11 protein-coding genes, 11 tRNA genes, 4 rRNA genes and 1 other annotated feature are annotated in these 20,062 nt (G+C 48.6%); all 26 genes read left to right on the forward strand.

The features are described 5' to 3' along the window. The first annotated feature begins 24 nt into the window (after positions 1-24). The 26 genes from tilS (at position 25) to L0M13_RS18275 (ending at position 19,621) form a co-directional block, all read left to right on the forward strand. Complete coding sequence (gene tilS / locus L0M13_RS18150; protein WP_235197777.1) at positions 25-1,434, forward strand: tRNA lysidine(34) synthetase TilS; 1,410 nt, start codon at positions 25-27, stop codon at positions 1,432-1,434. A 10-nt stretch (positions 1,435-1,444) separates the two neighbouring features. Beyond that, positions 1,445-1,996: a hypoxanthine phosphoribosyltransferase gene (gene hpt, locus L0M13_RS18155; RefSeq protein WP_235197778.1), complete on the forward strand. Its 552-nt coding sequence runs from the start codon at positions 1,445-1,447 to the stop codon at positions 1,994-1,996. Positions 1,997-2,116: 120 nt separating this feature from the next. Further along, positions 2,117-4,138 (forward strand): ATP-dependent zinc metalloprotease FtsH, encoded by a 2,022-nt coding sequence (gene ftsH, locus L0M13_RS18160; protein ID WP_235197779.1) that lies wholly within the window; start codon positions 2,117-2,119, stop codon positions 4,136-4,138. A gap of 163 nt (positions 4,139-4,301) precedes the next feature. Beyond that, positions 4,302-5,069 (forward strand): type III pantothenate kinase, encoded by a 768-nt coding sequence (locus L0M13_RS18165; RefSeq protein WP_235197780.1) that lies wholly within the window; start codon positions 4,302-4,304, stop codon positions 5,067-5,069. 17 nt (positions 5,070-5,086) lie between these two features. Next, the gene (gene hslO, locus L0M13_RS18170) at positions 5,087-5,968 is read left to right on the forward strand and encodes an Hsp33 family molecular chaperone HslO (protein ID WP_235197781.1); all 882 of its coding nucleotides are present in this window, start codon (positions 5,087-5,089) and stop codon (positions 5,966-5,968) included. After that, complete coding sequence (locus L0M13_RS18175) at positions 5,952-6,899, forward strand: peptidyl-prolyl cis-trans isomerase (RefSeq protein WP_235197782.1); 948 nt, start codon at positions 5,952-5,954, stop codon at positions 6,897-6,899. The genes hslO and L0M13_RS18175 overlap by 17 nt, the downstream gene beginning before the upstream one ends. A 199-nt stretch (positions 6,900-7,098) precedes the next feature. Beyond that, a complete protein-coding gene (gene cysK / locus L0M13_RS18180; RefSeq protein ID WP_052649495.1) occupies positions 7,099-8,040 on the forward strand; it encodes a cysteine synthase A in 942 nt (313 codons plus the stop codon). Positions 8,041-8,153: 113 nt separating this feature from the next. Continuing rightward, complete coding sequence (gene folP, locus L0M13_RS18185; protein ID WP_235197783.1) at positions 8,154-8,966, forward strand: dihydropteroate synthase; 813 nt, start codon at positions 8,154-8,156, stop codon at positions 8,964-8,966. Beyond that, positions 8,966-9,331, forward strand: a complete 366-nt coding sequence (gene folB, locus L0M13_RS18190; RefSeq protein WP_235197784.1) for a dihydroneopterin aldolase — start codon at positions 8,966-8,968, stop codon at positions 9,329-9,331. Before folP ends, folB begins: the two co-directional genes overlap by 1 nt. Next, positions 9,328-9,810, forward strand: coding sequence for a 2-amino-4-hydroxy-6-hydroxymethyldihydropteridine diphosphokinase (gene folK, locus L0M13_RS18195; RefSeq protein ID WP_235197785.1), 483 nt, complete (start codon positions 9,328-9,330; stop codon positions 9,808-9,810). The genes folB and folK overlap by 4 nt, the downstream gene beginning before the upstream one ends. Before the next feature lie 146 nt (positions 9,811-9,956). Beyond that, positions 9,957-11,441: a lysine--tRNA ligase gene (lysS, locus tag L0M13_RS18200; protein ID WP_235197786.1), complete on the forward strand. Its 1,485-nt coding sequence runs from the start codon at positions 9,957-9,959 to the stop codon at positions 11,439-11,441. 378 nt (positions 11,442-11,819) lie between these two features. After that, a 16S ribosomal RNA gene (locus tag L0M13_RS18205) occupies positions 11,820-13,369 on the forward strand. A 206-nt stretch (positions 13,370-13,575) separates the two neighbouring features. Continuing rightward, positions 13,576-16,509, forward strand: a 23S ribosomal RNA gene (locus tag L0M13_RS18210). Between the two features lie 140 nt (positions 16,510-16,649). Then, positions 16,650-16,766: ribosomal RNA gene (gene rrf / locus L0M13_RS18215) — 5S ribosomal RNA — on the forward strand. A 9-nt stretch (positions 16,767-16,775) separates the two neighbouring features. Further along, positions 16,776-16,851 (forward strand) — tRNA-Val (locus L0M13_RS18220). 13 nt (positions 16,852-16,864) lie between these two features. Continuing rightward, positions 16,865-16,940 (forward strand) — tRNA-Thr (locus tag L0M13_RS18225). 10 nt (positions 16,941-16,950) lie between these two features. Then, positions 16,951-17,026, forward strand: a tRNA-Lys gene (locus L0M13_RS18230). Positions 17,027-17,047: 21 nt separating this feature from the next. Beyond that, a tRNA-Leu gene (locus L0M13_RS18235) sits at positions 17,048-17,133 on the forward strand. Between the two features lie 5 nt (positions 17,134-17,138). Beyond that, positions 17,139-17,213: transfer RNA gene (locus L0M13_RS18240), tRNA-Gly, on the forward strand. Between the two features lie 30 nt (positions 17,214-17,243). Next, positions 17,244-17,332: transfer RNA gene (locus L0M13_RS18245), tRNA-Leu, on the forward strand. A 44-nt stretch (positions 17,333-17,376) separates the two neighbouring features. After that, positions 17,377-17,453: transfer RNA gene (locus L0M13_RS18250), tRNA-Arg, on the forward strand. Between the two features lie 25 nt (positions 17,454-17,478). After that, a tRNA-Pro gene (locus tag L0M13_RS18255) sits at positions 17,479-17,555 on the forward strand. Between the two features lie 6 nt (positions 17,556-17,561). Then, positions 17,562-17,637, forward strand: a tRNA-Ala gene (locus L0M13_RS18260). A gap of 167 nt (positions 17,638-17,804) precedes the next feature. Further along, positions 17,805-19,352 (forward strand): 16S ribosomal RNA (locus L0M13_RS18265). Together the 16S, 23S and 5S rRNA genes with 11 tRNA genes alongside form the textbook arrangement of a ribosomal RNA operon. Before the next feature lie 101 nt (positions 19,353-19,453). Next, positions 19,454-19,530: transfer RNA gene (locus tag L0M13_RS18270), tRNA-Ile, on the forward strand. A gap of 14 nt (positions 19,531-19,544) precedes the next feature. Then, positions 19,545-19,621: transfer RNA gene (locus L0M13_RS18275), tRNA-Ala, on the forward strand. Positions 19,622-19,742: 121 nt separating this feature from the next. Beyond that, positions 19,743-20,062: a sequence feature (23S ribosomal RNA rRNA prediction is too short), on the forward strand.

Genomic DNA, 20,062 nt, shown 5'->3' on the forward strand with positions numbered 1-20,062 from the left:
GAAACAAAAAGAGGTGGCTGGTTCATGAACACATTTCATCAGAAATTGATGGATTATATTGAGAGCCATCGTTTGCTTGAACGAGGAGACCATGTATTGGTGGGGTGTTCTGGAGGAATCGATTCATTGGTCTTGCTGCATTTCTTGAAAACCCACGAACAGCATTACGGCATTCGACTTTCTGCCGTGCATGTAAATCATATGCTGCGAGGAGAAGAGTCTTTGCAGGACCGGATTTTCACAGAAAGCCTGTGCCGGGAATGGAGTATCCGCTGTTTTAGCCGGGACATCCCGATTCCTGCCATCTTAAAGGCGGAAGGCGGCAACAAACAGCAAGTTTGCCGGGAACAGCGCTATGCGTATTTCGCTGAAATTCTTAACACCAGCGGCGCCAATAAATTAGCGACTGCCCATCATGCAGACGATCAGCTTGAAACCATTCTTCTATCGGGTCTACGGGGAACGCTTGAAACGGCCAACTTCGGAATGCCGGTGCGCCGTCCTTTTGGAGTCGGTGAATTGGTTCGTCCGCTGCTCGCTGTGACGAGGGATGAAGTGGCAAACTATGCAGCTGAAGAAAAGATCAACCATCGGGAAGACTCCAGCAATGCAGAAACGGCTTATACGAGAAATCGTGTGCGCCATACCATCTTGCCTCTTTTGAAAAAAGAGAACCCCCGAGCTTCCGAACATTTCGCAGAACTTGCGGAAACGATCCAGGAAGACCGGCAGTTCATCGAAGAGCTTGCCCGCATAAAATTGGAGGAAATAGCTGTTTTCGATGAGGAAAGCATTTCTTTATCGGCGGAAAAGTTCGCAGGAGAAGCACTTGCTTTACAAAAAAGAATGGTTCTACTACTATTAAATTATCTATATAATGAGCAGGAAGTGCCGATTAATAAGCAGTTGGCAGAACAAATCCGAGAAATGATGGGAAGTTCGTCAGGTACTGTTTTTTTGCATTTGCCAGGTCATTATCAGATGGTTCGCGAGTACGACACGGTTTTATTCGGCCGGCGTTTATCGGTTGAACCGAAACAACGAGTTATTTCCACTATATCTACGGAGTGGTCTGAAATAATGAATGGTTTTCGCTACAAAGCAGTGCCGGTCAGCCAAATCAACGAAGAACATGCCGCCTATTGGTATTTCGATTCCGCGAAAAGGCCATCGATGGTGTTGAGGAACCGAAAACCGGGAGATCGCATCCAGCTTGCTGGAATGGAGCACCCCAAAAAAGTGGCACGCTTGATGATTGACGAAAAAGTGCCTACTCTGCAACGGGAAAATTGGCCAGTCATTGCAGCGGCAGAAGGTGATGTTCTGCTAGTGCCAGGTTTACGCCATTCTTGTTTTTTTAGCCGCAAAAAGCGGCCGGAAGACGATTGGGTATTAATTGAACAATATGTTAAGATCGCAAAAAGCGGATTATAGGAGGTCCACCATGCTAGAGAAAGACATTGAAGAAGTATTGATTACTGAAGAACGTTTGCAGGAAAAGGCAAAAGAATTAGGTGCTATTTTAGCGCGTGACTACGCAGACAAATATCCTTTGGCGATTGGCGTATTAAAAGGCGCAATGCCGTTTATGGGAGATTTGATGAAGCGTATGGACAGCTATGTGGAAATGGATTTCATGGATGTTTCAAGTTACGGCAACGCGACAGTTTCTTCAGGTGAAGTAAAAATCATCAAAGATTTGAATGCAAGTGTGGAAGGCCGCGATCTTCTCATCATTGAAGATATTATTGACAGTGGATTGACACTTAGTTATTTGGTGGATCTATTTAAATACCGGAAAGCAAATTCCATTAAAATCGTTACATTGCTTGATAAACCGTCTGGACGCAAAGTGGATTTGAAAGCGGATTACATCGGATTCGAAGTTCCGGATGCATTTGTGGTCGGATACGGATTGGATTACGCTGAAAAATACCGTAACTTGCCGTATATCGGTGTTCTAAAACCTTCTGTTTACAGCGGGGAAGAAGAATAGTCAAGAGTTGGTCACAGACGTTGGAGTTGTCGGCAACGGCAAGGGCTTTTCGTTGTATGCTTAAATGTTCCTATGTTAGTATTTAGTATAGTTTTGGGAAACTTTGTGAGGAGGCTTAGGATGAATCGGATATTTCGATACACCATATTTTATTTACTGATTTTCCTTGTTATTATCGGTATCTTGGGAACATTTAACAATAGTAACCAACCGACTAAAAATATAGGATATAACGAATTTCTGGACGCGCTGGAGAGTGGCGAAATCACGGAAGTAACCATTCAGCCAGATGCCATGGTTTATGAAGTAACAGGGAAGATGGCCGGCTATGAAGAAGGCGAATCTTTCATTACCAATATTCCATTGGAAAACGAAGCATTGACAGCTGAAATCGATGCTGTCGCAAAAGCACAAGATGGCGTTGAAGTAAATTACTTGAAAGCTCCGCAGACAAGCGGTTGGGTTTCATTCTTCACGGGGATCATTCCTTTCATCATCATCTTCATCCTCTTCTTCTTCCTGCTTAACCAATCACAAGGCGGCGGTGGCGGCCGAGTGATGAACTTCGGTAAAAGCAAAGCGAAGCTGTATGACGATCAAAAGCATAAAGTCCGCTTCCCGGATGTTGCCGGGGCAGACGAAGAGAAACAGGAACTTGTGGAAGTGGTTGACTTCCTGAAAGATCCACGCAGATTTGCTGATATCGGTGCACGCATTCCAAAAGGGATCTTGCTTGTCGGGCCTCCGGGTACTGGTAAAACACTTTTGGCTCGTGCAGTTGCTGGAGAAGCGGGTGTTCCGTTCTTCTCAATCAGTGGATCGGATTTCGTTGAGATGTTCGTCGGAGTCGGGGCTTCCCGAGTTCGTGACCTTTTCGAAAATGCGAAAAAGAATTCACCTTGTATCATTTTCATCGATGAAATTGATGCAGTAGGGCGTCAACGTGGCGCTGGCCTCGGCGGCGGACACGATGAGCGCGAACAAACTTTGAACCAATTGCTAGTTGAAATGGATGGTTTCGGCGCAAACGAAGGCGTCATCATCATTGCAGCGACTAACCGTCCAGATATTCTGGATCCGGCACTTCTGCGCCCAGGCCGTTTTGACCGCCAAATTACGGTTGGACGTCCAGACGTAAAAGGCCGCGAAGAAGTATTGAAAGTTCATGCACGCAATAAACCGCTTGAGGAAAACGTTGATTTGAAAGCTATCGCTCAACGTACACCTGGTTTCTCAGGAGCGGATTTAGAGAACCTCTTAAACGAAGCGGCACTTGTTGCTGCAAGACGCAATAAATTGAAAATCGATATGTCCGATCTGGATGAAGCATCTGACCGTGTTATTGCGGGACCTGCTAAAAAGAATCGTGTCATTTCGAAAAAAGAACGCAATATCGTGGCTTTCCACGAATCTGGCCATACCGTTGTCGGCTTGACATTGGATGATGCAGATGTTGTGCACAAAGTAACCATTGTTCCTCGTGGACAAGCAGGCGGCTATGCTGTCATGCTTCCAAGAGAAGATCGTTACTTTATGACGAAACCGGAATTGCTCGATAAGATTGCTGGCTTGCTTGGTGGCCGTGTAGCGGAAGATTTGATTTTTGGTGAAGTTTCTACTGGTGCCCACAATGATTTCCAACGCGCGACAGCTATTGCACGCAGCATGGTAACCGAGTACGGGATGAGTGATAAGATTGGGCCGATTCAATTCGGTCAGGCGCAAGGCGGAAACGTCTTCTTGGGCCGTGACTTCAACTCAGAACAAAACTACTCAGATGCAATTGCTTTCGAGATTGACCAAGAAATCCAACGCATCATCAAAGAGCAGTATATCCGCACGAAAGAAATTCTGACTGAAAAGAAAGAGTTGCTTGAATTGATTGCGACTACATTGCTTGAAGTTGAAACGCTGGATGCGGCTCAAATTCTTCACTTGAAAGAACACGGAACACTTCCTGAGCGCTCGTATGAAGCGTTAAACGGAGATTTCGGCGATGATTCAACTACACCGAATCTGAAAAAAGACAACGAAGTAAATCCGGATGCAATCGGTGCTCCTTCTGATCCTTCGGCAGGCGATTTGCCAAAAGAAGGCCAAACAGGCGAAGCGCGCGGACCAATCCAGGAAGACCGTAAGTAAAATGAAATCAAAAAGCTGTTTGCTGAATCCTTTAAAGGGGACGGCAAGCAGCTTTTTTTTCATTCGCTCAAATGGGAAACGAATTTGAACGAGGCATTTTCAAATTTGTCTAAAAATATGGTATGATGTGTTGGAAAAATTGTTGATAAATGGGGACGTAAATATGATTTTAGTAATGGATGTCGGCAACACCAATATTGTTTTAGGCATTTATGAGCGAGAGCAACTCGCTTATCATTGGCGCTTAGAAACAGTCCGCCATAAAACAGAAGATGAATTCGGCATGCAGATCAAAGCTTTATTGAATGATGCAGCTTTGGCGTTTAACGACATTAAGGGCATTATCATGTCTTCAGTTGTTCCGCCCATTATGTTTTCGTTGGAGCGGATGTGTCAAAAGTATTTCCACCTGGCCCCTGTAGTGGTTGGTCCGGGCGTTAAGACGGGATTGAATATTAAATACGATAATCCGAAAGAAGTGGGGGCAGACCGGATTGTCAATGCCGTGGCTGCCATCCACGAATACGCGGCTCCGCTTATCATTGTAGACTTTGGGACAGCGACGACGTACTGCTATATCGATGAACAGGAGCAGTATATGGGAGGCGCCATTGCTCCAGGCATTGGGATTTCAACAGAAGCTCTCTATGACCGTGCTTCAAAATTGCCGCGCATCGAAATCATTCAGCCGTCCCATGTCGTGGGCCGAAATACAGTAGCCGCCATGCAATCGGGCATCGTCTATGGATATGTAGGCCAGGCAGAAGGCATTGTCAGCCGCATGAAAGCGCAAAGCCGGAAGAAGCCAACCGTAATTGCAACAGGCGGAATGGCCTCGCTAATTGCCAACGAATCCGCCATAATCGATAAAGTGGACCCATTTTTGACGTTAAAAGGGTTATATTTAATATACAAACGCAATCAAGCGTAAAGAAAGGAACGATCACAGTGGGAGATTATTTAGTGCGCGGATTGGCTTTTAACGGAAGTGTCCGTGCTTTTGCAGTCGATACGACTGAAACGGTCGCTGAAGCGCAGCGGCGCCACATGATGTGGCCGACAGCTTCGGCTGCATTAGGGCGCACCATGACGGGCGGTGTTATGCTTGGGGCGATGCTCAAAGGAGACAATAAAGTCACCATCAAAATTGATGGCGGAGGCCCGATTGGAACCATCCTCGTGGACAGCGATGCGACAGGCGGCGTGCGCGGCTATGTCACAAACCCGCAGACGCATTTTGATTTGAATGAAAAAGGGAAATTGGATGTGCGCCGGGCAGTTGGGCAAGAAGGGATGCTTTCGGTCGTGAAAGATTTAGGCCTTCGCGAAAACTTCACGGGCCAGAGCCCGATCGTTTCAGGGGAAATTGCGGAAGATTTCACTTATTATTTCGCAGTGTCTGAACAAGTGCCTTCTTCTGTCGGTTTGGGTGTCTTAGTCGATACGGACAATTCCATCTTGGCAGCAGGCGGATTTATCATTCAGTTGATGCCGGATACCGAAGACGAAGTCATCAGCCAATTGGAAAAACGCTTAGCTTCGATTGAGCCGGTTTCCAAAATGATTCAACGCGGATTGAACCCGCAGCAAATATTAGAAGAAGTGCTTGGAGAAGGAAATATTCAGATCTTAGATACAATGCCGGTGAAATTTGAATGCAATTGTTCAAAAGAACGATTTGCAGCAGGGCTTATTGGCCTTGGGCAAAAGGAACTTGAACAGATGATCAGCGAAGATGGAATGGCTGAGGCCCAGTGCCATTTCTGCCTGGAAACGTACCAGTATTCTAAAGAGGAATTAGAAGCGTTCATCGATGAGCTCCAATCTTAATCGCCGGCGGCCCGCACCTTCACCGGCAGAACCCGGGCGCCCAAGACGAAAATTAAAAACAGGGCCGTTGCTTGTCCTGTTGCTCATTTTGTTTCTCGGAAATTTACTATGGTTTATTGCGTGGCTGATTCCGAATGACAAAGGCGGAACCAATGAAGAAGTGGCTTCTGTCAGTGGTGACGAAATTACGCGCGAAGAGTGGTTGGCGGCAATGGAAGACCGGCACGGCCGGGACACTTTGCTTGAATTGGTCAACCAGAAAGTGATGGAGACGGCGGCCAAGGAATACGACATCAAAGTCACGGATAAAGAAGTGGATCTTGAACTGGCCATGCTACGCTCTGCTCAAGATAGCACCGAAACCGCTCTTTTTGCAGGAGATTCGGAGCGGGTGCGCGACAAATTGAAAGCGCAATTGATTCTAGAGAAAGTGCTGACAAAAGACGTCGTCGTTGAAGAGGAGCAAATCAAAGCCTTCTACGAAGAAAATCAGTCGCTTTACGATGTACCAGATGCGTATCGTACACGCATGATCGTGGTTGATTCGATGCAAAAAGCAGAAGAAGCCATTGCTGAGCTTGAAGACGGCTCTTCTTTCGAAGCTTTAGCGAGAGAACTTTCGATTGATACAGCGAGCGGCAGTTTGGGAGGAGATATCGGGTATATTTCTCCGAAGCAATCCTCTGTTGATGCGGTCATCTCTGAAACAGCGTCTTCATTGGATATCGGAAAATGGTCAAAACCGTTGACCTTGGAAAATGGAGATATCGCGATTATCACCGTTACAGAAAAAGCGGATGGACAAACTTTTTCTTTCAAGGAAGTTTCAGGGCATATTAGCCGCGAGCTGGCATTGGAGCAATTGCCGCAATCGGTAACGCCTGAAGCATTTTGGAACGAATTTGATGCCGAATGGTTTTATAGCGAGTGAAATGAGGGGTTTTTCAATGAGCAAAAACTTATTGGAAAGCCCCTTGCTGTTAATGAATTCGATAAGGAGGTGTCCCGAAATTAATTTGGGATGCCTCCTTTTTGAATGATTCATACAATTTGACAGAGTTCCAAAAACACTGATACGATGAAGAAAGTATAATGCAGATAAAATTAGTAGGGATTAGGAGTGTTGACAAATGGCGCGTATTGGAAATTCTGTGGCTGACTTGATCGGCCAAACACCTATCGTAAAGTTAAACCGTCTGACAGGTTCGGAGGATGCAGAAGTTTATTTGAAATTGGAATATTTCAACCCGGGCAGCAGTGTGAAAGACCGCATTGCGTTAGCGATGATCGAAGCTGCTGAAAAGCACGGCGATTTAAAAGAAGGCGACACGATTATTGAACCGACTAGTGGAAACACAGGTATCGGCTTAGCAATGATTGCTGCTGCTAAAGGCTACAAATCTGTATTGGTTATGCCGGAAACGATGAGCATGGAACGCCGGAATTTATTGCGTGCTTACGGCGCTGAACTTGTATTGACTCCAGGCCCTGACGGCATGAACGGACCGAATGGCGCCATCAAAACGGCAGAAAAATTAGCAGCTGAAAATGGCTGGTTTATGCCGCAGCAATTTAAAAACGAAGCAAATCCTGAAATCCACCGTTTAACGACGGGTCCGGAAATCGTGGAAACAATGGGTGACCAACTAGATGCTTTCGTATCTGGGATCGGTACAGGCGGTACAATCACCGGAGCTGGCCAAGTGTTAAGAGAGAAATATCCTGAAATCCTTATTGCGGCTGTAGAACCGACAGATTCACCTGTTCTTTCAGGCGGCAAGCCAGGCCCGCATAAAATCCAAGGAATCGGCGCAGGGTTTGTTCCAGATATCTTAGATACGAAAATCTACGACGAAATCATTCAAGTAACCAATGATCAGTCTTATGAAACGGCTCGCAAAGCAGCTCGTGAAGAAGGCATTTTAGGCGGCGTTTCTTCTGGAGCGGCGATCTATGCAGCGCTTCAATTAGCAAAACGCCTGGGCAAAGGGAAAAAAGTATTGGCAATCATCCCGTCAAACGGCGAACGCTATTTGAGCACGCCGCTTTACCAATTCGACGAAGAAAAATAAGTGTTTCTGAAAAAAGAGTGTGCTTCTGGCATACTCTTTTTTGTGTGGCAAAAAGGGGTTCATTCGCGTTAAGATAAGGCAATGGAAACTACTAGAAAGTGCAGGTGTACATAATGGAGATCAACTTCGAAGAAAAAACGTGGGTAATGGGGATTTTGAACATTACACCGGATTCTTTTTCGGATGGAGGCAATTACACGACCATCGAAAATGCAGTCTTTCGTGCTAAACAAATGGTGGAGGATGGAGCGGATATTATCGATGTCGGCGGTGAATCAACCCGGCCGGGCTATACCATGATTTCGGATGAAGAAGAAATCAATCGGGTTGTACCGGTTATCCAGGCTTTGGCCAAAGAGGCAAATGCTCTTATTTCCGTCGATACCTATAAAGCGGCAGTGGCAGAGGCGGCGATTGCAGCTGGCGCCCACATTATCAATGATATTTGGGGAGCTAAATACGAACCGGAAATCGCAGCCGTTGCAGCCAAGTGGAATGTGCCAATCATTCTAATGCACAACCGTAACGATACGTCATACGTTAATTTCTGGGAAGATGTACAGAAAGATATGGAGAACAGCATCCAGATCGCTTTGGATGCGGGAGTCCAAAAAGCGCACATATGGCTAGATCCCGGTATTGGCTTTGGGAAAACGACTGCTCAAAATATTGAAATGATGCAGCATCTCGATCAATTCGTTGCGCTTGGCTATCCTGTGCTGCTTGGAACTTCCCGTAAATCGCTGATCGGTAAAGTATTGGATTTGCCTGTTGCCGAACGTTTAGAAGGATCTTTAGCGACGGTGTGCTATGGCGTTGAGCGAGGCTGCCATATCGTCAGAGTTCATGATGTGAAAGAAACAAGCCGTACGGTGCATATGATGGATGTCTTAACTGGTAAACGAAATTATAAAGGGGTGGAGTAATGGATTTTATTCATCTAAATGAGATGCAGTTTTACGGATATCATGGAGTTTTTCCGGAAGAAACCAAACTCGGTCAGCGCTTTCGTTTGACGGTTTCGCTGGCGGTTGATTTAAGGCGGGCAGGCGAGACGGATGCGCTGGAACATACGGTGCATTACGGAGAAGTTTATGAAACGTGTAAATCTGTAGTGGAAGGCGAACCGAAAAAACTGGTAGAAGCTGTCGCGGAAGAAGTGGCAAGCCGCATCTTATCGGAATTTCCGCTTGTTAAAGGAATTCGGGTGCAGTTGATTAAACCCGACCCTCCGATTCCGGGCCATTACAAATCCGTCGCGATTGACTTAACACGAGGGGAGTTCGCATGAATATCAGTTACCTCTCGCTAGGCTCGAATATGGGAGACCGTTTCGATATGCTGAAGCAAGCCGTGAAATTATTGGATCAGCATCCACGAATTATGGTACAAAGCATTTCTTCTTTGTACGAAACAGATCCTGTCGGTTATACAGACCAGGAGCCGTTTTTGAATATGGTGGTTTGTCTTCACACCGACATGACAGCAATCGACTTATTGGATGTATGCCAAGAAATTGAACAGAGTTTGGATCGAAAGCGCCTCATCAGGTGGGGCCCCCGGACCATAGACCTCGATATCTTGCTTTATAATCAAGAGGCGATTCAGACAGAACGGCTTGTCGTTCCGCATCCACGCATGTACGAAAGAGATTTCGTGCTCATCCCCTTAGTAGAGATTGCAGCGTTTTTAAAGGATGAAGTCAAACCATCGGCGCAAGGCGTCCGTTTATGGAAAACATACATTAGCCTTGAAGACTTTATTGGATAACGGAAGATAAAAAAAGATGCAATTCAAGCGGAAAGTACAAGCCGCCTCAAATTTATGGCAGCTTTCTATGTAGATTGAAGAGAAATTGTGTACAATAGATTAATACACGAACGAGCGTGGTTTTTATAAATAAAGGAGTGTAGGACATGTCAGAAGAGTTAAATGATCAATTATTGGTGAGACGGCAAAAGATGCAGGCTTTCAGAGAACAAGGAATGGATCCTTTTGGCGCACGTTTTGAACGTACGCACACTTCTCAAGAAGTCATCAATCAATACGGTGAGTTTTCTAAAGAAGAACTTGAAGAAAATCCACACGAAGTTGTGATTGCCGGTCGTATTATGACCAAACGCGGAAAAGGAAAAGCAGGATTTGCGCATGTTCAAGATCTGCAAGGCCAAATCCAAATTTATGTTCGCAAAGACGCCATTGGCGATGAGTCATACGAAATCTACAATTCAGTAGACTTGGGTGACATCGTTGGGGTCAAAGGAACCGTTTTTAAAACAAATGTAGGCGAATTATCCGTTAAAGCGAAAGAATTTGTCTTTTTAACAAAAGCGCTTCGCCCGCTTCCAGACAAATTCCATGGTTTGAAAGACGTTGAACAGCGTTACCGCCAGCGTTATTTGGATTTGCTTACAAGTGAAACAAGCAAAGAAACGTTCATCCTTCGCAGCCGCATCATCCAATCGATGCGCCGCTATTTGGATAACCAAGGATTTTTAGAAGTGGAAACGCCAATGTTGCATTCGATTGCCGGAGGAGCAGCGGCGCGTCCATTTATTACGCATCACAATGCACTAGATATGGAATTGTATATTCGGATTGCAATTGAGTTGCATTTGAAGCGATTAATCGTTGGCGGATTAGAAAAAGTATACGAAATCGGCCGCGTATTCCGTAACGAAGGAATTTCTACTCGCCATAACCCGGAATTCACAATGCTTGAGCTATATGAAGCCTATGCAGATTACAAAGACATCATGGCACTGACGGAAAACCTAATCGCTCATGTTGCACAAGAAGTATTCGGCACGACTACTGTCCAATATGGCGAAGATCAGATCAACTTAGCGCCAGGCTGGAAACGTCTGCACATGGCAGATGCAGTAAAAGAGTACACAGGAGCAGATTTCTGGCAGCAAATGACCAAAGAACAAGCTCAAGCCTTAGCTAAAGAACACAACGTAGAAATAAAACCTACTATGGAAGTAGGACATATTTTAAACGAGTTCTTTGAACAAAAGGTCGAGGAAGAGTTGGTTCAGCCTACTTTTGTGTACGGCCATCCTGTGGAGATATCACCATTAGCTAAGAAAAATCCAGAAGACGAGCGTTTTACTGACCGTTTCGAGTTGTTTATTGTTCGTCGTGAACACGCCAATGCCTTCACTGAATTAAATGATCCGATAGATCAGCGTGAACGCTTTGAAGCGCAGTTAATCGAAAAAGCTGAAGGTAATGATGAAGCTCATGAAATGGATGAAGACTTCATAGAAGCATTGGAGTACGGCATGCCGCCAACTGGTGGATTAGGAATTGGAATTGACCGCTTAATTATGTTGCTGACTAATTCAGCATCTATTAGAGACGTCTTGTTGTTCCCACAAATGCGTCCTCGTGATTAATCTCTTTGATTCTATATATGATAGGGTTCTGAAATAGTACTGATTCAGAGCCCTATTATTTTTTTGAAATAAGTGTTGCGCTGAAGTGTAAGAGGTGCTACAATAATTGATGTCGTGTTTTTAGTAATTGAATCACGAAAAAATATTTTTAAAAAGCTGTTGACTTCTGGTTAACGAGCTGGTAATATTGAAAAGTCGCCATTACGAGTTGGTGACAAACATGAACCTTGAAAACTGAACAGCAAAACGTCAACAATAACGGCAACGGACCTTCGGGTCCGCGCCACAACTTACTGATCAGGCTTTGCCAGATCAAAGCGAATCGCGCGTCTTTTCGGAGACGGCGATGCGCCAGCATTGAGCAATCAATACTACTCTATAATGGAGAGTTTGATCCTGGCTCAGGACGAACGCTGGCGGCGTGCCTAATACATGCAAGTCGAGCGGAACACTTGGAGCTTGCTCCAAGCGTTTAGCGGCGGACGGGTGAGTAACACGTGGGCAACCTGCCCTGCAGATCGGGATAACTCCGGGAAACCGGTGCTAATACCGAATAGTTTGAAGCCTCACCTGAGGCTTCACGGAAAGACGGTTTCGGCTGTCACTGTAGGATGGGCCGCGGCGCATTAGCTAGTTGGTGGGGTAACGGCCCACCAAGGCCACGATGCGTAGCCGACCTGAGAGGGTGACCGGCCACACTGGGACTGAGACACGGCCCAGACTCCTACGGGAGGCAGCAGTAGGGAATCTTCCGCAATGGACGCAAGTCTGACGGAGCAACGCCGCGTGAGTGACGAAGGTTTTCGGATCGTAAAACTCTGTTGTGAGGGAAGAACACGTACCAACTAACTATTGGTACCTTGACGGTACCTCACCAGAAAGCCACGGCTAACTACGTGCCAGCAGCCGCGGTAATACGTAGGTGGCAAGCGTTGTCCGGAATTATTGGGCGTAAAGCGCGCGCAGGCGGTTCCTTAAGTCTGATGTGAAAGCCCACGGCTCAACCGTGGAGGGTCATTGGAAACTGGGGAACTTGAGTGCAGAAGAGGAAAGTGGAATTCCACGTGTAGCGGTGAAATGCGTAGAGATGTGGAGGAACACCAGTGGCGAAGGCGACTTTCTGGTCTGTAACTGACGCTGAGGCGCGAAAGCGTGGGGAGCAAACAGGATTAGATACCCTGGTAGTCCACGCCGTAAACGATGAGTGCTAAGTGTTAGGGGGTTTCCGCCCCTTAGTGCTGCAGCTAACGCATTAAGCACTCCGCCTGGGGAGTACGGCCGCAAGGCTGAAACTCAAAGGAATTGACGGGGGCCCGCACAAGCGGTGGAGCATGTGGTTTAATTCGAAGCAACGCGAAGAACCTTACCAGGTCTTGACATCCCGCTGCCCGCCTTGGAGACAAGGCTTTCCCTTCGGGGACAGCGGTGACAGGTGGTGCATGGTTGTCGTCAGCTCGTGTCGTGAGATGTTGGGTTAAGTCCCGCAACGAGCGCAACCCTTGATCTTAGTTGCCAGCATTCAGTTGGGCACTCTAAGGTGACTGCCGGTGACAAACCGGAGGAAGGTGGGGATGACGTCAAATCATCATGCCCCTTATGACCTGGGCTACACACGTGCTACAATGGACGGTACAAAGGGCAGCCAACCCGCGAGGGGGGAGCCAATCCCAGAAAACCGTTCTCAGTTCGGATTGCAGGCTGCAACTCGCCTGCATGAAGCCGGAATCGCTAGTAATCGTGGATCAGCATGCCACGGTGAATACGTTCCCGGGCCTTGTACACACCGCCCGTCACACCACGAGAGTTTGTAACACCCGAAGTCGGTGGGGTAACCCTAGTGGAGCCAGCCGCCGAAGGTGGGACAGATGATTGGGGTGAAGTCGTAACAAGGTAGCCGTATCGGAAGGTGCGGCTGGATCACCTCCTTTCTAAGGATTTATTCGGAAACAAGATCTCCGGATCTTGTGTTGACGTTTTGCGTTCAGTTTTGAAGGTTCACCCTTCAGGCGTGAGCCTGTTTTGTGACTTCAAACTTGTTCTTTGAAAACTGGATAAAACGACATTGAAACAAATGAAAACAAGCAATTCATGCAAGCACGATCCCAATTGGGATCCACTTTTTAACAAACCACTTGGTTAAGTTAGAAAGGGCGCACGGTGAATGCCTTGGCACTAGGAGCCGAAGAAGGACGGCACTAACACCGATATGCTTCGGGGAGCTGTAAGTGAGCGATGATCCGGAGATTTCCGAATGGGGGAACCCACCGCCTTTAATGGGGCGGTATCCATGTGTGAATACATAGCACATGAGAAGGCAGACCCAGGGAACTGAAACATCTAAGTACCTGGAGGAAGAGAAAGCAAATGCGATTCCCTGAGTAGCGGCGAGCGAAACGGGAACAGCCCAAACCAAGAGGCTTGCCTCTTGGGGTTGTAGGACACTCATTGCGGAGTTACAAAATCCGAATTTAAGCGAAGCGACCTGGAACGGTCCGCGAGACAAGGTAACAGCCCTGTAGCTGAAAGGTTCGGATCTCCCGAGTGGATCCTGAGTACGGCGGAACACGTGAAATTCCGTCGGAATCCGGGAGGACCATCTCCCAAGGCTAAATACTCCCTAGTGACCGATAGTGAACCAGTACCGTGAGGGAAAGGTGAAAAGCACCCCGGAAGGGGAGTGAAACAGATCCTGAAACCGTGTGCCTACAAGTAGTCAAAGCCCGTTAATGGGTGATGGCGTGCCTTTTGTAGAATGAACCGGCGAGTTACGATTGCATGCAAGGTTAAGCTGAGAAGGCGGAGCCGCAGCGAAAGCGAGTCTGAATAGGGCGAATGAGTATGCAGTTGTAGACCCGAAACCAGGTGATCTACCCATGTCCAGGGTGAAGGTAAGGTAACACTTACTGGAGGCCCGAACCCACGCACGTTGAAAAGTGCGGGGATGAGGTGTGGGTAGCGGAGAAATTCCAATCGAACCTGGAGATAGCTGGTTCTCTCCGAAATAGCTTTAGGGCTAGCCTCAATCGTTTAGAATCCTGGAGGTAGAGCACTGTTTGGACTAGGGGCCCATCCCGGGTTACCGAATTCAGACAAACTCCGAATGCCAGTGATTTATGATTGGGAGTCAGACTGCGAGTGATAAGATCCGTAGTCAAGAGGGAAACAGCCCAGACCACCAGCTAAGGTCCCCAAATATCCGTTAAGTGGAAAAGGATGTGGCGTTGCTTAGACAACCAGGATGTTGGCTTAGAAGCAGCCATCATTTAAAGAGTGCGTAATAGCTCACTGGTCGAGTGACACTGCGCCGAAAATGTACCGGGGCTAAACGGATTACCGAAGCTGTGGATGGACCTCATCTGAGGTCCGTGGTAGGAGAGCGTTCTAAGGGCGTTGAAGTCAGACCGGAAGGACTGGTGGAGCGCTTAGAAGTGAGAATGCCGGTATGAGTAACGAAAGACGGGTGAGAATCCCGTCCACCGAATGCCTAAGGTTTCCTGAGGAAGGCTCGTCCGCTCAGGGTCAGTCGGGACCTAAGTCGAGGCCGATAGGCGTAGACGATGGACAACAGGTTGATATTCCTGTACCACCTCCCCGCCGTTTGAGCAATGGGGGGACGCAGAAGGATAAGGTGAGCGCGCCGTTGGTTGTGCGCGTCCAAGCAGTGAGGCGTGGAATGAGGCAAATCCCATTCCTGATACGTTAAGCTGTGACGGCAAGAGGATTCATCCTCGAGTCCCTGATTTCACACTGCCAAGAAAAGCCTCTAGCGAGGCGGGAGGTGCCCGTACCGCAAACCGACACAGGTAGGCGAGAAGAGAATTCTAAGGTGAGCGAGTGAACTCTCGTTAAGGAACTCGGCAAAATGACCCCGTAACTTCGGGAGAAGGGGTGCTCTGGTAGGGTGTTACAGCCCGAGAGAGCCGCAGTGAATAGGCCCAGGCGACTGTTTAGCAAAAACACAGGTCTCTGCAAAACCGTAAGGTGACGTATAGGGGCTGACGCCTGCCCGGTGCTGGAAGGTTAAGGGGAGTGCTTAGCGCAAGCGAAGGTGCGAACTGAAGCCCCAGTAAACGGCGGCCGTAACTATAACGGTCCTAAGGTAGCGAAATTCCTTGTCGGGTAAGTTCCGACCCGCACGAAAGGCGTAACGATCTGGGCACTGTCTCAACGAGAGACTCGGTGAAATTATAGTACCTGTGAAGATGCAGGTTACCGCGACAGGACGGAAAGACCCCGTGGAGCTTTACTGTAGCCTGATATTGAATTTTGGTGCAACTTGTACAGGATAGGTAGGAGCCTTTGAGCCCGGAGCGCCAGCTTCGGAGGAGGCGTCGGTGGGATACTACCCTGGTTGTATTGAAATTCTAACCCACACCCCTGATCGGGGTGGGAGACAGTGTCAGGCGGGCAGTTTGACTGGGGCGGTCGCCTCCTAAAGAGTAACGGAGGCGCCCAAAGGTTCCCTCAGAATGGTTGGAAATCATTCGCAGAGTGTAAAGGCACAAGGGAGCTTGACTGCGAGACGTACAGGTCGAGCAGGGTCGAAAGACGGGCTTAGTGATCCGGTGGTTCCGCATGGAAGGGCCATCGCTCAACGGATAAAAGCTACCCCGGGGATAACAGGCTTATCTCCCCCAAGAGTCCACATCGACGGGGAGGTTTGGCACCTCGATGTCGGCTCATCGCATCCTGGGGCTGTAGTCGGTCCCAAGGGTTGGGCTGTTCGCCCATTAAAGCGGTACGCGAGCTGGGTTCAGAACGTCGTGAGACAGTTCGGTCCCTATCCGTCGCGGGCGCAGGAAATTTGAGAGGAGCTGTCCTTAGTACGAGAGGACCGGGATGGACACACCGCTGGTGTACCAGTTGTTCTGCCAAGGGCATCGCTGGGTAGCTATGTGTGGCCGGGATAAGTGCTGAAAGCATCTAAGCACGAAGCCCCCCTCAAGATGAGATTTCCCATTGCGCAAGCAAGTAAGATCCCTCAAAGACGATGAGGTAGATAGGTTCGAGGTGGAAGCGTGGCGACACGTGCAGCTGACGAATACTAATCGATCGAGGACTTAACCAAATTGCTTTCTGAAGCGCGCGTTTCCTGTATTCAATGTCGAATATCCAGTTTTGAAAGAATAAGGCAAAAGTTTTTTAAAAAAAGCTTGAAATACCGGTCAGAATTGGTATAATAAAACTTGTCTTTCAAAAACCAAATAGTCCAGTGATGATGGCAAAGAGGCCACACCCGTTCCCATCCCGAACACGGAAGTTAAGCTCTTTTGCGCCGATGGTAGTTGGGGGGTCTCCCCCTGTGAGAGTAGGACGTCGCTGGGCATACATACTGGAGGATTAGCTCAGCTGGGAGAGCATCTGCCTTACAAGCAGAGGGTCGGCGGTTCGATCCCGTCATCCTCCACCATTTTTTCTCTTTCGCCGGAGTAGCTCAACTGGTAGAGCAACTGACTTGTAATCAGTAGGTTGAGGGTTCAAGTCCTTTCTCCGGCACCACTTTTCATGAGAGCCATTAGCTCAGTTGGTAGAGCATCTGACTTTTAATCAGAGGGTCGAAGGTTCGAATCCTTCATGGCTCACCATTTTAATTTCATTATTGCCACGCTTGGTGTGGCGGAACTGGCAGACGCACTAGACTTAGGATCTAGCGCCTTCGGGCGTGGGGGTTCGACTCCCTTCACCCGCACCATTTTTGCGGAAGTAGTTCAGTGGTAGAACGCCACCTTGCCAAGGTGGAGGTCGCGGGTTCGACCCCCGTCTTCCGCTCCAATTTTTTGCAGCAATTCAAAGCCGACCCATGCCGGGGTGGCGGAACTGGCAGACGCACAGGACTTAAAATCCTGCGGTAGGTGACTACCGTACCGGTTCGATTCCGGTCCTCGGCACCATCTTTGTTTGCAGAAAAAAACCGTCAGGTTTTTATCATGAATAAGCGCCCGTAGCTCAATTGGATAGAGTACTTGACTACGAATCAAGCGGTTAGAGGTTCGAGTCCTCTCGGGCGCGCCATATTTTTACACTCAGCATTTAAGTTCGGGAAGTAGCTCAGCTTGGTAGAGCACTTGGTTTGGGACCAAGGGGTCGCAGGTTCGAATCCTGTCTTCCCGACCATTCAATGGGGCCTTAGCTCAGCTGGGAGAGCGCCTGCCTTGCACGCAGGAGGTCAGCGGTTCGATCCCGCTAGGCTCCACCAATTTTTATAATGAACCTTGAAAACTGAACAGCAAAACGTCAACAATATCGGCAACGGACCTCCGGGTCCGCGCCACAACTTACTGATCAGGCTTAGCCAGATCAAAGCGAATCGCGCGTCTTTTCGGAGACGGCGATGCGCCAGCATTGAGCAATCAATACTACTCTATAATGGAGAGTTTGATCCTGGCTCAGGACGAACGCTGGCGGCGTGCCTAATACATGCAAGTCGAGCGGAACACTTGGAGCTTGCTCCAAGTGTTTAGCGGCGGACGGGTGAGTAACACGTGGGCAACCTGCCCTGCAGATCGGGATAACTCCGGGAAACCGGTGCTAATACCGAATAGTTTGAAGCCTCACCTGAGGCTTCACGGAAAGACGGTTTCGGCTGTCACTGCAGGATGGGCGCGGCGCATTAGCTAGTTGGTGGGGTAACGGCCCACCAAGGCCACGATGCGTAGCCGACCTGAGAGGGTGACCGGCCACACTGGGACTGAGACACGGCCCAGACTCCTACGGGAGGCAGCAGTAGGGAATCTTCCGCAATGGACGCAAGTCTGACGGAGCAACGCCGCGTGAGTGACGAAGGTTTTCGGATCGTAAAACTCTGTTGTGAGGGAAGAACACGTACCAACTAACTATTGGTACCTTGACGGTACCTCACCAGAAAGCCACGGCTAACTACGTGCCAGCAGCCGCGGTAATACGTAGGTGGCAAGCGTTGTCCGGAATTATTGGGCGTAAAGCGCGCGCAGGCGGTTCCTTAAGTCTGATGTGAAAGCCCACGGCTCAACCGTGGAGGGTCATTGGAAACTGGGGAACTTGAGTGCAGAAGAGGAAAGTGGAATTCCACGTGTAGCGGTGAAATGCGTAGAGATGTGGAGGAACACCAGTGGCGAAGGCGACTTTCTGGTCTGTAACTGACGCTGAGGCGCGAAAGCGTGGGGAGCAAACAGGATTAGATACCCTGGTAGTCCACGCCGTAAACGATGAGTGCTAAGTGTTAGGGGGTTTCCGCCCCTTAGTGCTGCAGCTAACGCATTAAGCACTCCGCCTGGGGAGTACGGCCGCAAGGCTGAAACTCAAAGGAATTGACGGGGGCCCGCACAAGCGGTGGAGCATGTGGTTTAATTCGAAGCAACGCGAAGAACCTTACCAGGTCTTGACATCCCGCTGCCCGCCTTGGAGACAAGGCTTTCCCTTCGGGGACAGCGGTGACAGGTGGTGCATGGTTGTCGTCAGCTCGTGTCGTGAGATGTTGGGTTAAGTCCCGCAACGAGCGCAACCCTTGATCTTAGTTGCCAGCATTCAGTTGGGCACTCTAAGGTGACTGCCGGTGACAAACCGGAGGAAGGTGGGGATGACGTCAAATCATCATGCCCCTTATGACCTGGGCTACACACGTGCTACAATGGACGGTACAAAGGGCAGCCAACCCGCGAGGGGGAGCCAATCCCAGAAAACCGTTCTCAGTTCGGATTGCAGGCTGCAACTCGCCTGCATGAAGCCGGAATCGCTAGTAATCGTGGATCAGCATGCCACGGTGAATACGTTCCCGGGCCTTGTACACACCGCCCGTCACACCACGAGAGTTTGTAACACCCGAAGTCGGTGGGGTAACCCTAGTGGAGCCAGCCGCCGAAGGTGGGACAGATGATTGGGGTGAAGTCGTAACAAGGTAGCCGTATCGGAAGGTGCGGCTGGATCACCTCCTTTCTAAGGATTTATTCGGAAACAAGATCTTAGATCTTGTGTTGACGTTTTGCGTTCAGTTTTGAAGGATTCATGTGAATTTTTCAATTTTGATATTCCCAAGAGGGCCTATAGCTCAGCTGGTTAGAGCGCACGCCTGATAAGCGTGAGGTCGATGGTTCGAGTCCATTTAGGCCCACCATAATTTTTCTTCTTGGGGCCTTAGCTCAGCTGGGAGAGCGCCTGCCTTGCACGCAGGAGGTCAGCGGTTCGATCCCGCTTAGGCTCCACCAATCATTTTTTATAAATGAACTTGTTCTTTGAAAACTGGATAAAACGACATTGAAACAAATGAAAACAAGCAATTCATGCAAGCACGATCCCAATTGGGATCCACTTTTTAACAAACCACTTGGTTAAGTTAGAAAGGGCGCACGGTGAATGCCTTGGCACTAGGAGCCGAAGAAGGACGGCACTAACACCGATATGCTTCGGGGAGCTGTAAGTGAGCGATGATCCGGAGATTTCCGAATGGGGGAACCCACCGCCTTTAATGGGGCGGTATCCATGTGTGAATACATAGCACATGAGAAGGCAGACCCAGGGAACTGAAACATCTAAGTACCTGGAGGAAGAGAAAGCAAATGCGATTCCCTGAGTAGCGGCGAGCGAAACGGGAACAGCCCAAACCAAGAGGCTTGCCTCTTGGGGTTGTAGGACACTCATTGTGGAGT

Origin of the sequence: Planococcus sp. 107-1, assembly GCF_021513255.1 — a bacterium.
In the GTDB taxonomy this organism is placed as follows: Bacteria; Bacillota; Bacilli; order Bacillales_A; family Planococcaceae; genus Planococcus.

Excerpts from the sequence above, each read along its gene's own strand:
- tilS (WP_235197777.1), top strand. The coding sequence starts at position 25 with ATGAACACATTTCATCAGAAATTGATGGATTATATTGAGAGCCATCGT.
- hpt (WP_235197778.1), top strand. The coding sequence starts at position 1,445 with ATGCTAGAGAAAGACATTGAAGAAGTATTGATTACTGAAGAACGTTTG.
- ftsH (WP_235197779.1), top strand. The coding sequence starts at position 2,117 with ATGAATCGGATATTTCGATACACCATATTTTATTTACTGATTTTCCTT.
- L0M13_RS18165 (WP_235197780.1), top strand. The coding sequence starts at position 4,302 with ATGATTTTAGTAATGGATGTCGGCAACACCAATATTGTTTTAGGCATT.
- L0M13_RS18175 (WP_235197782.1), top strand. The coding sequence starts at position 5,952 with ATGAGCTCCAATCTTAATCGCCGGCGGCCCGCACCTTCACCGGCAGAA.
- cysK (WP_052649495.1), top strand. The coding sequence starts at position 7,099 with ATGGCGCGTATTGGAAATTCTGTGGCTGACTTGATCGGCCAAACACCT.
- folP (WP_235197783.1), top strand. The coding sequence starts at position 8,154 with ATGGAGATCAACTTCGAAGAAAAAACGTGGGTAATGGGGATTTTGAAC.
- folB (WP_235197784.1), top strand. The coding sequence starts at position 8,966 with ATGGATTTTATTCATCTAAATGAGATGCAGTTTTACGGATATCATGGA.
- folK (WP_235197785.1), top strand. The coding sequence starts at position 9,328 with ATGAATATCAGTTACCTCTCGCTAGGCTCGAATATGGGAGACCGTTTC.
- lysS (WP_235197786.1), top strand. The coding sequence starts at position 9,957 with ATGTCAGAAGAGTTAAATGATCAATTATTGGTGAGACGGCAAAAGATG.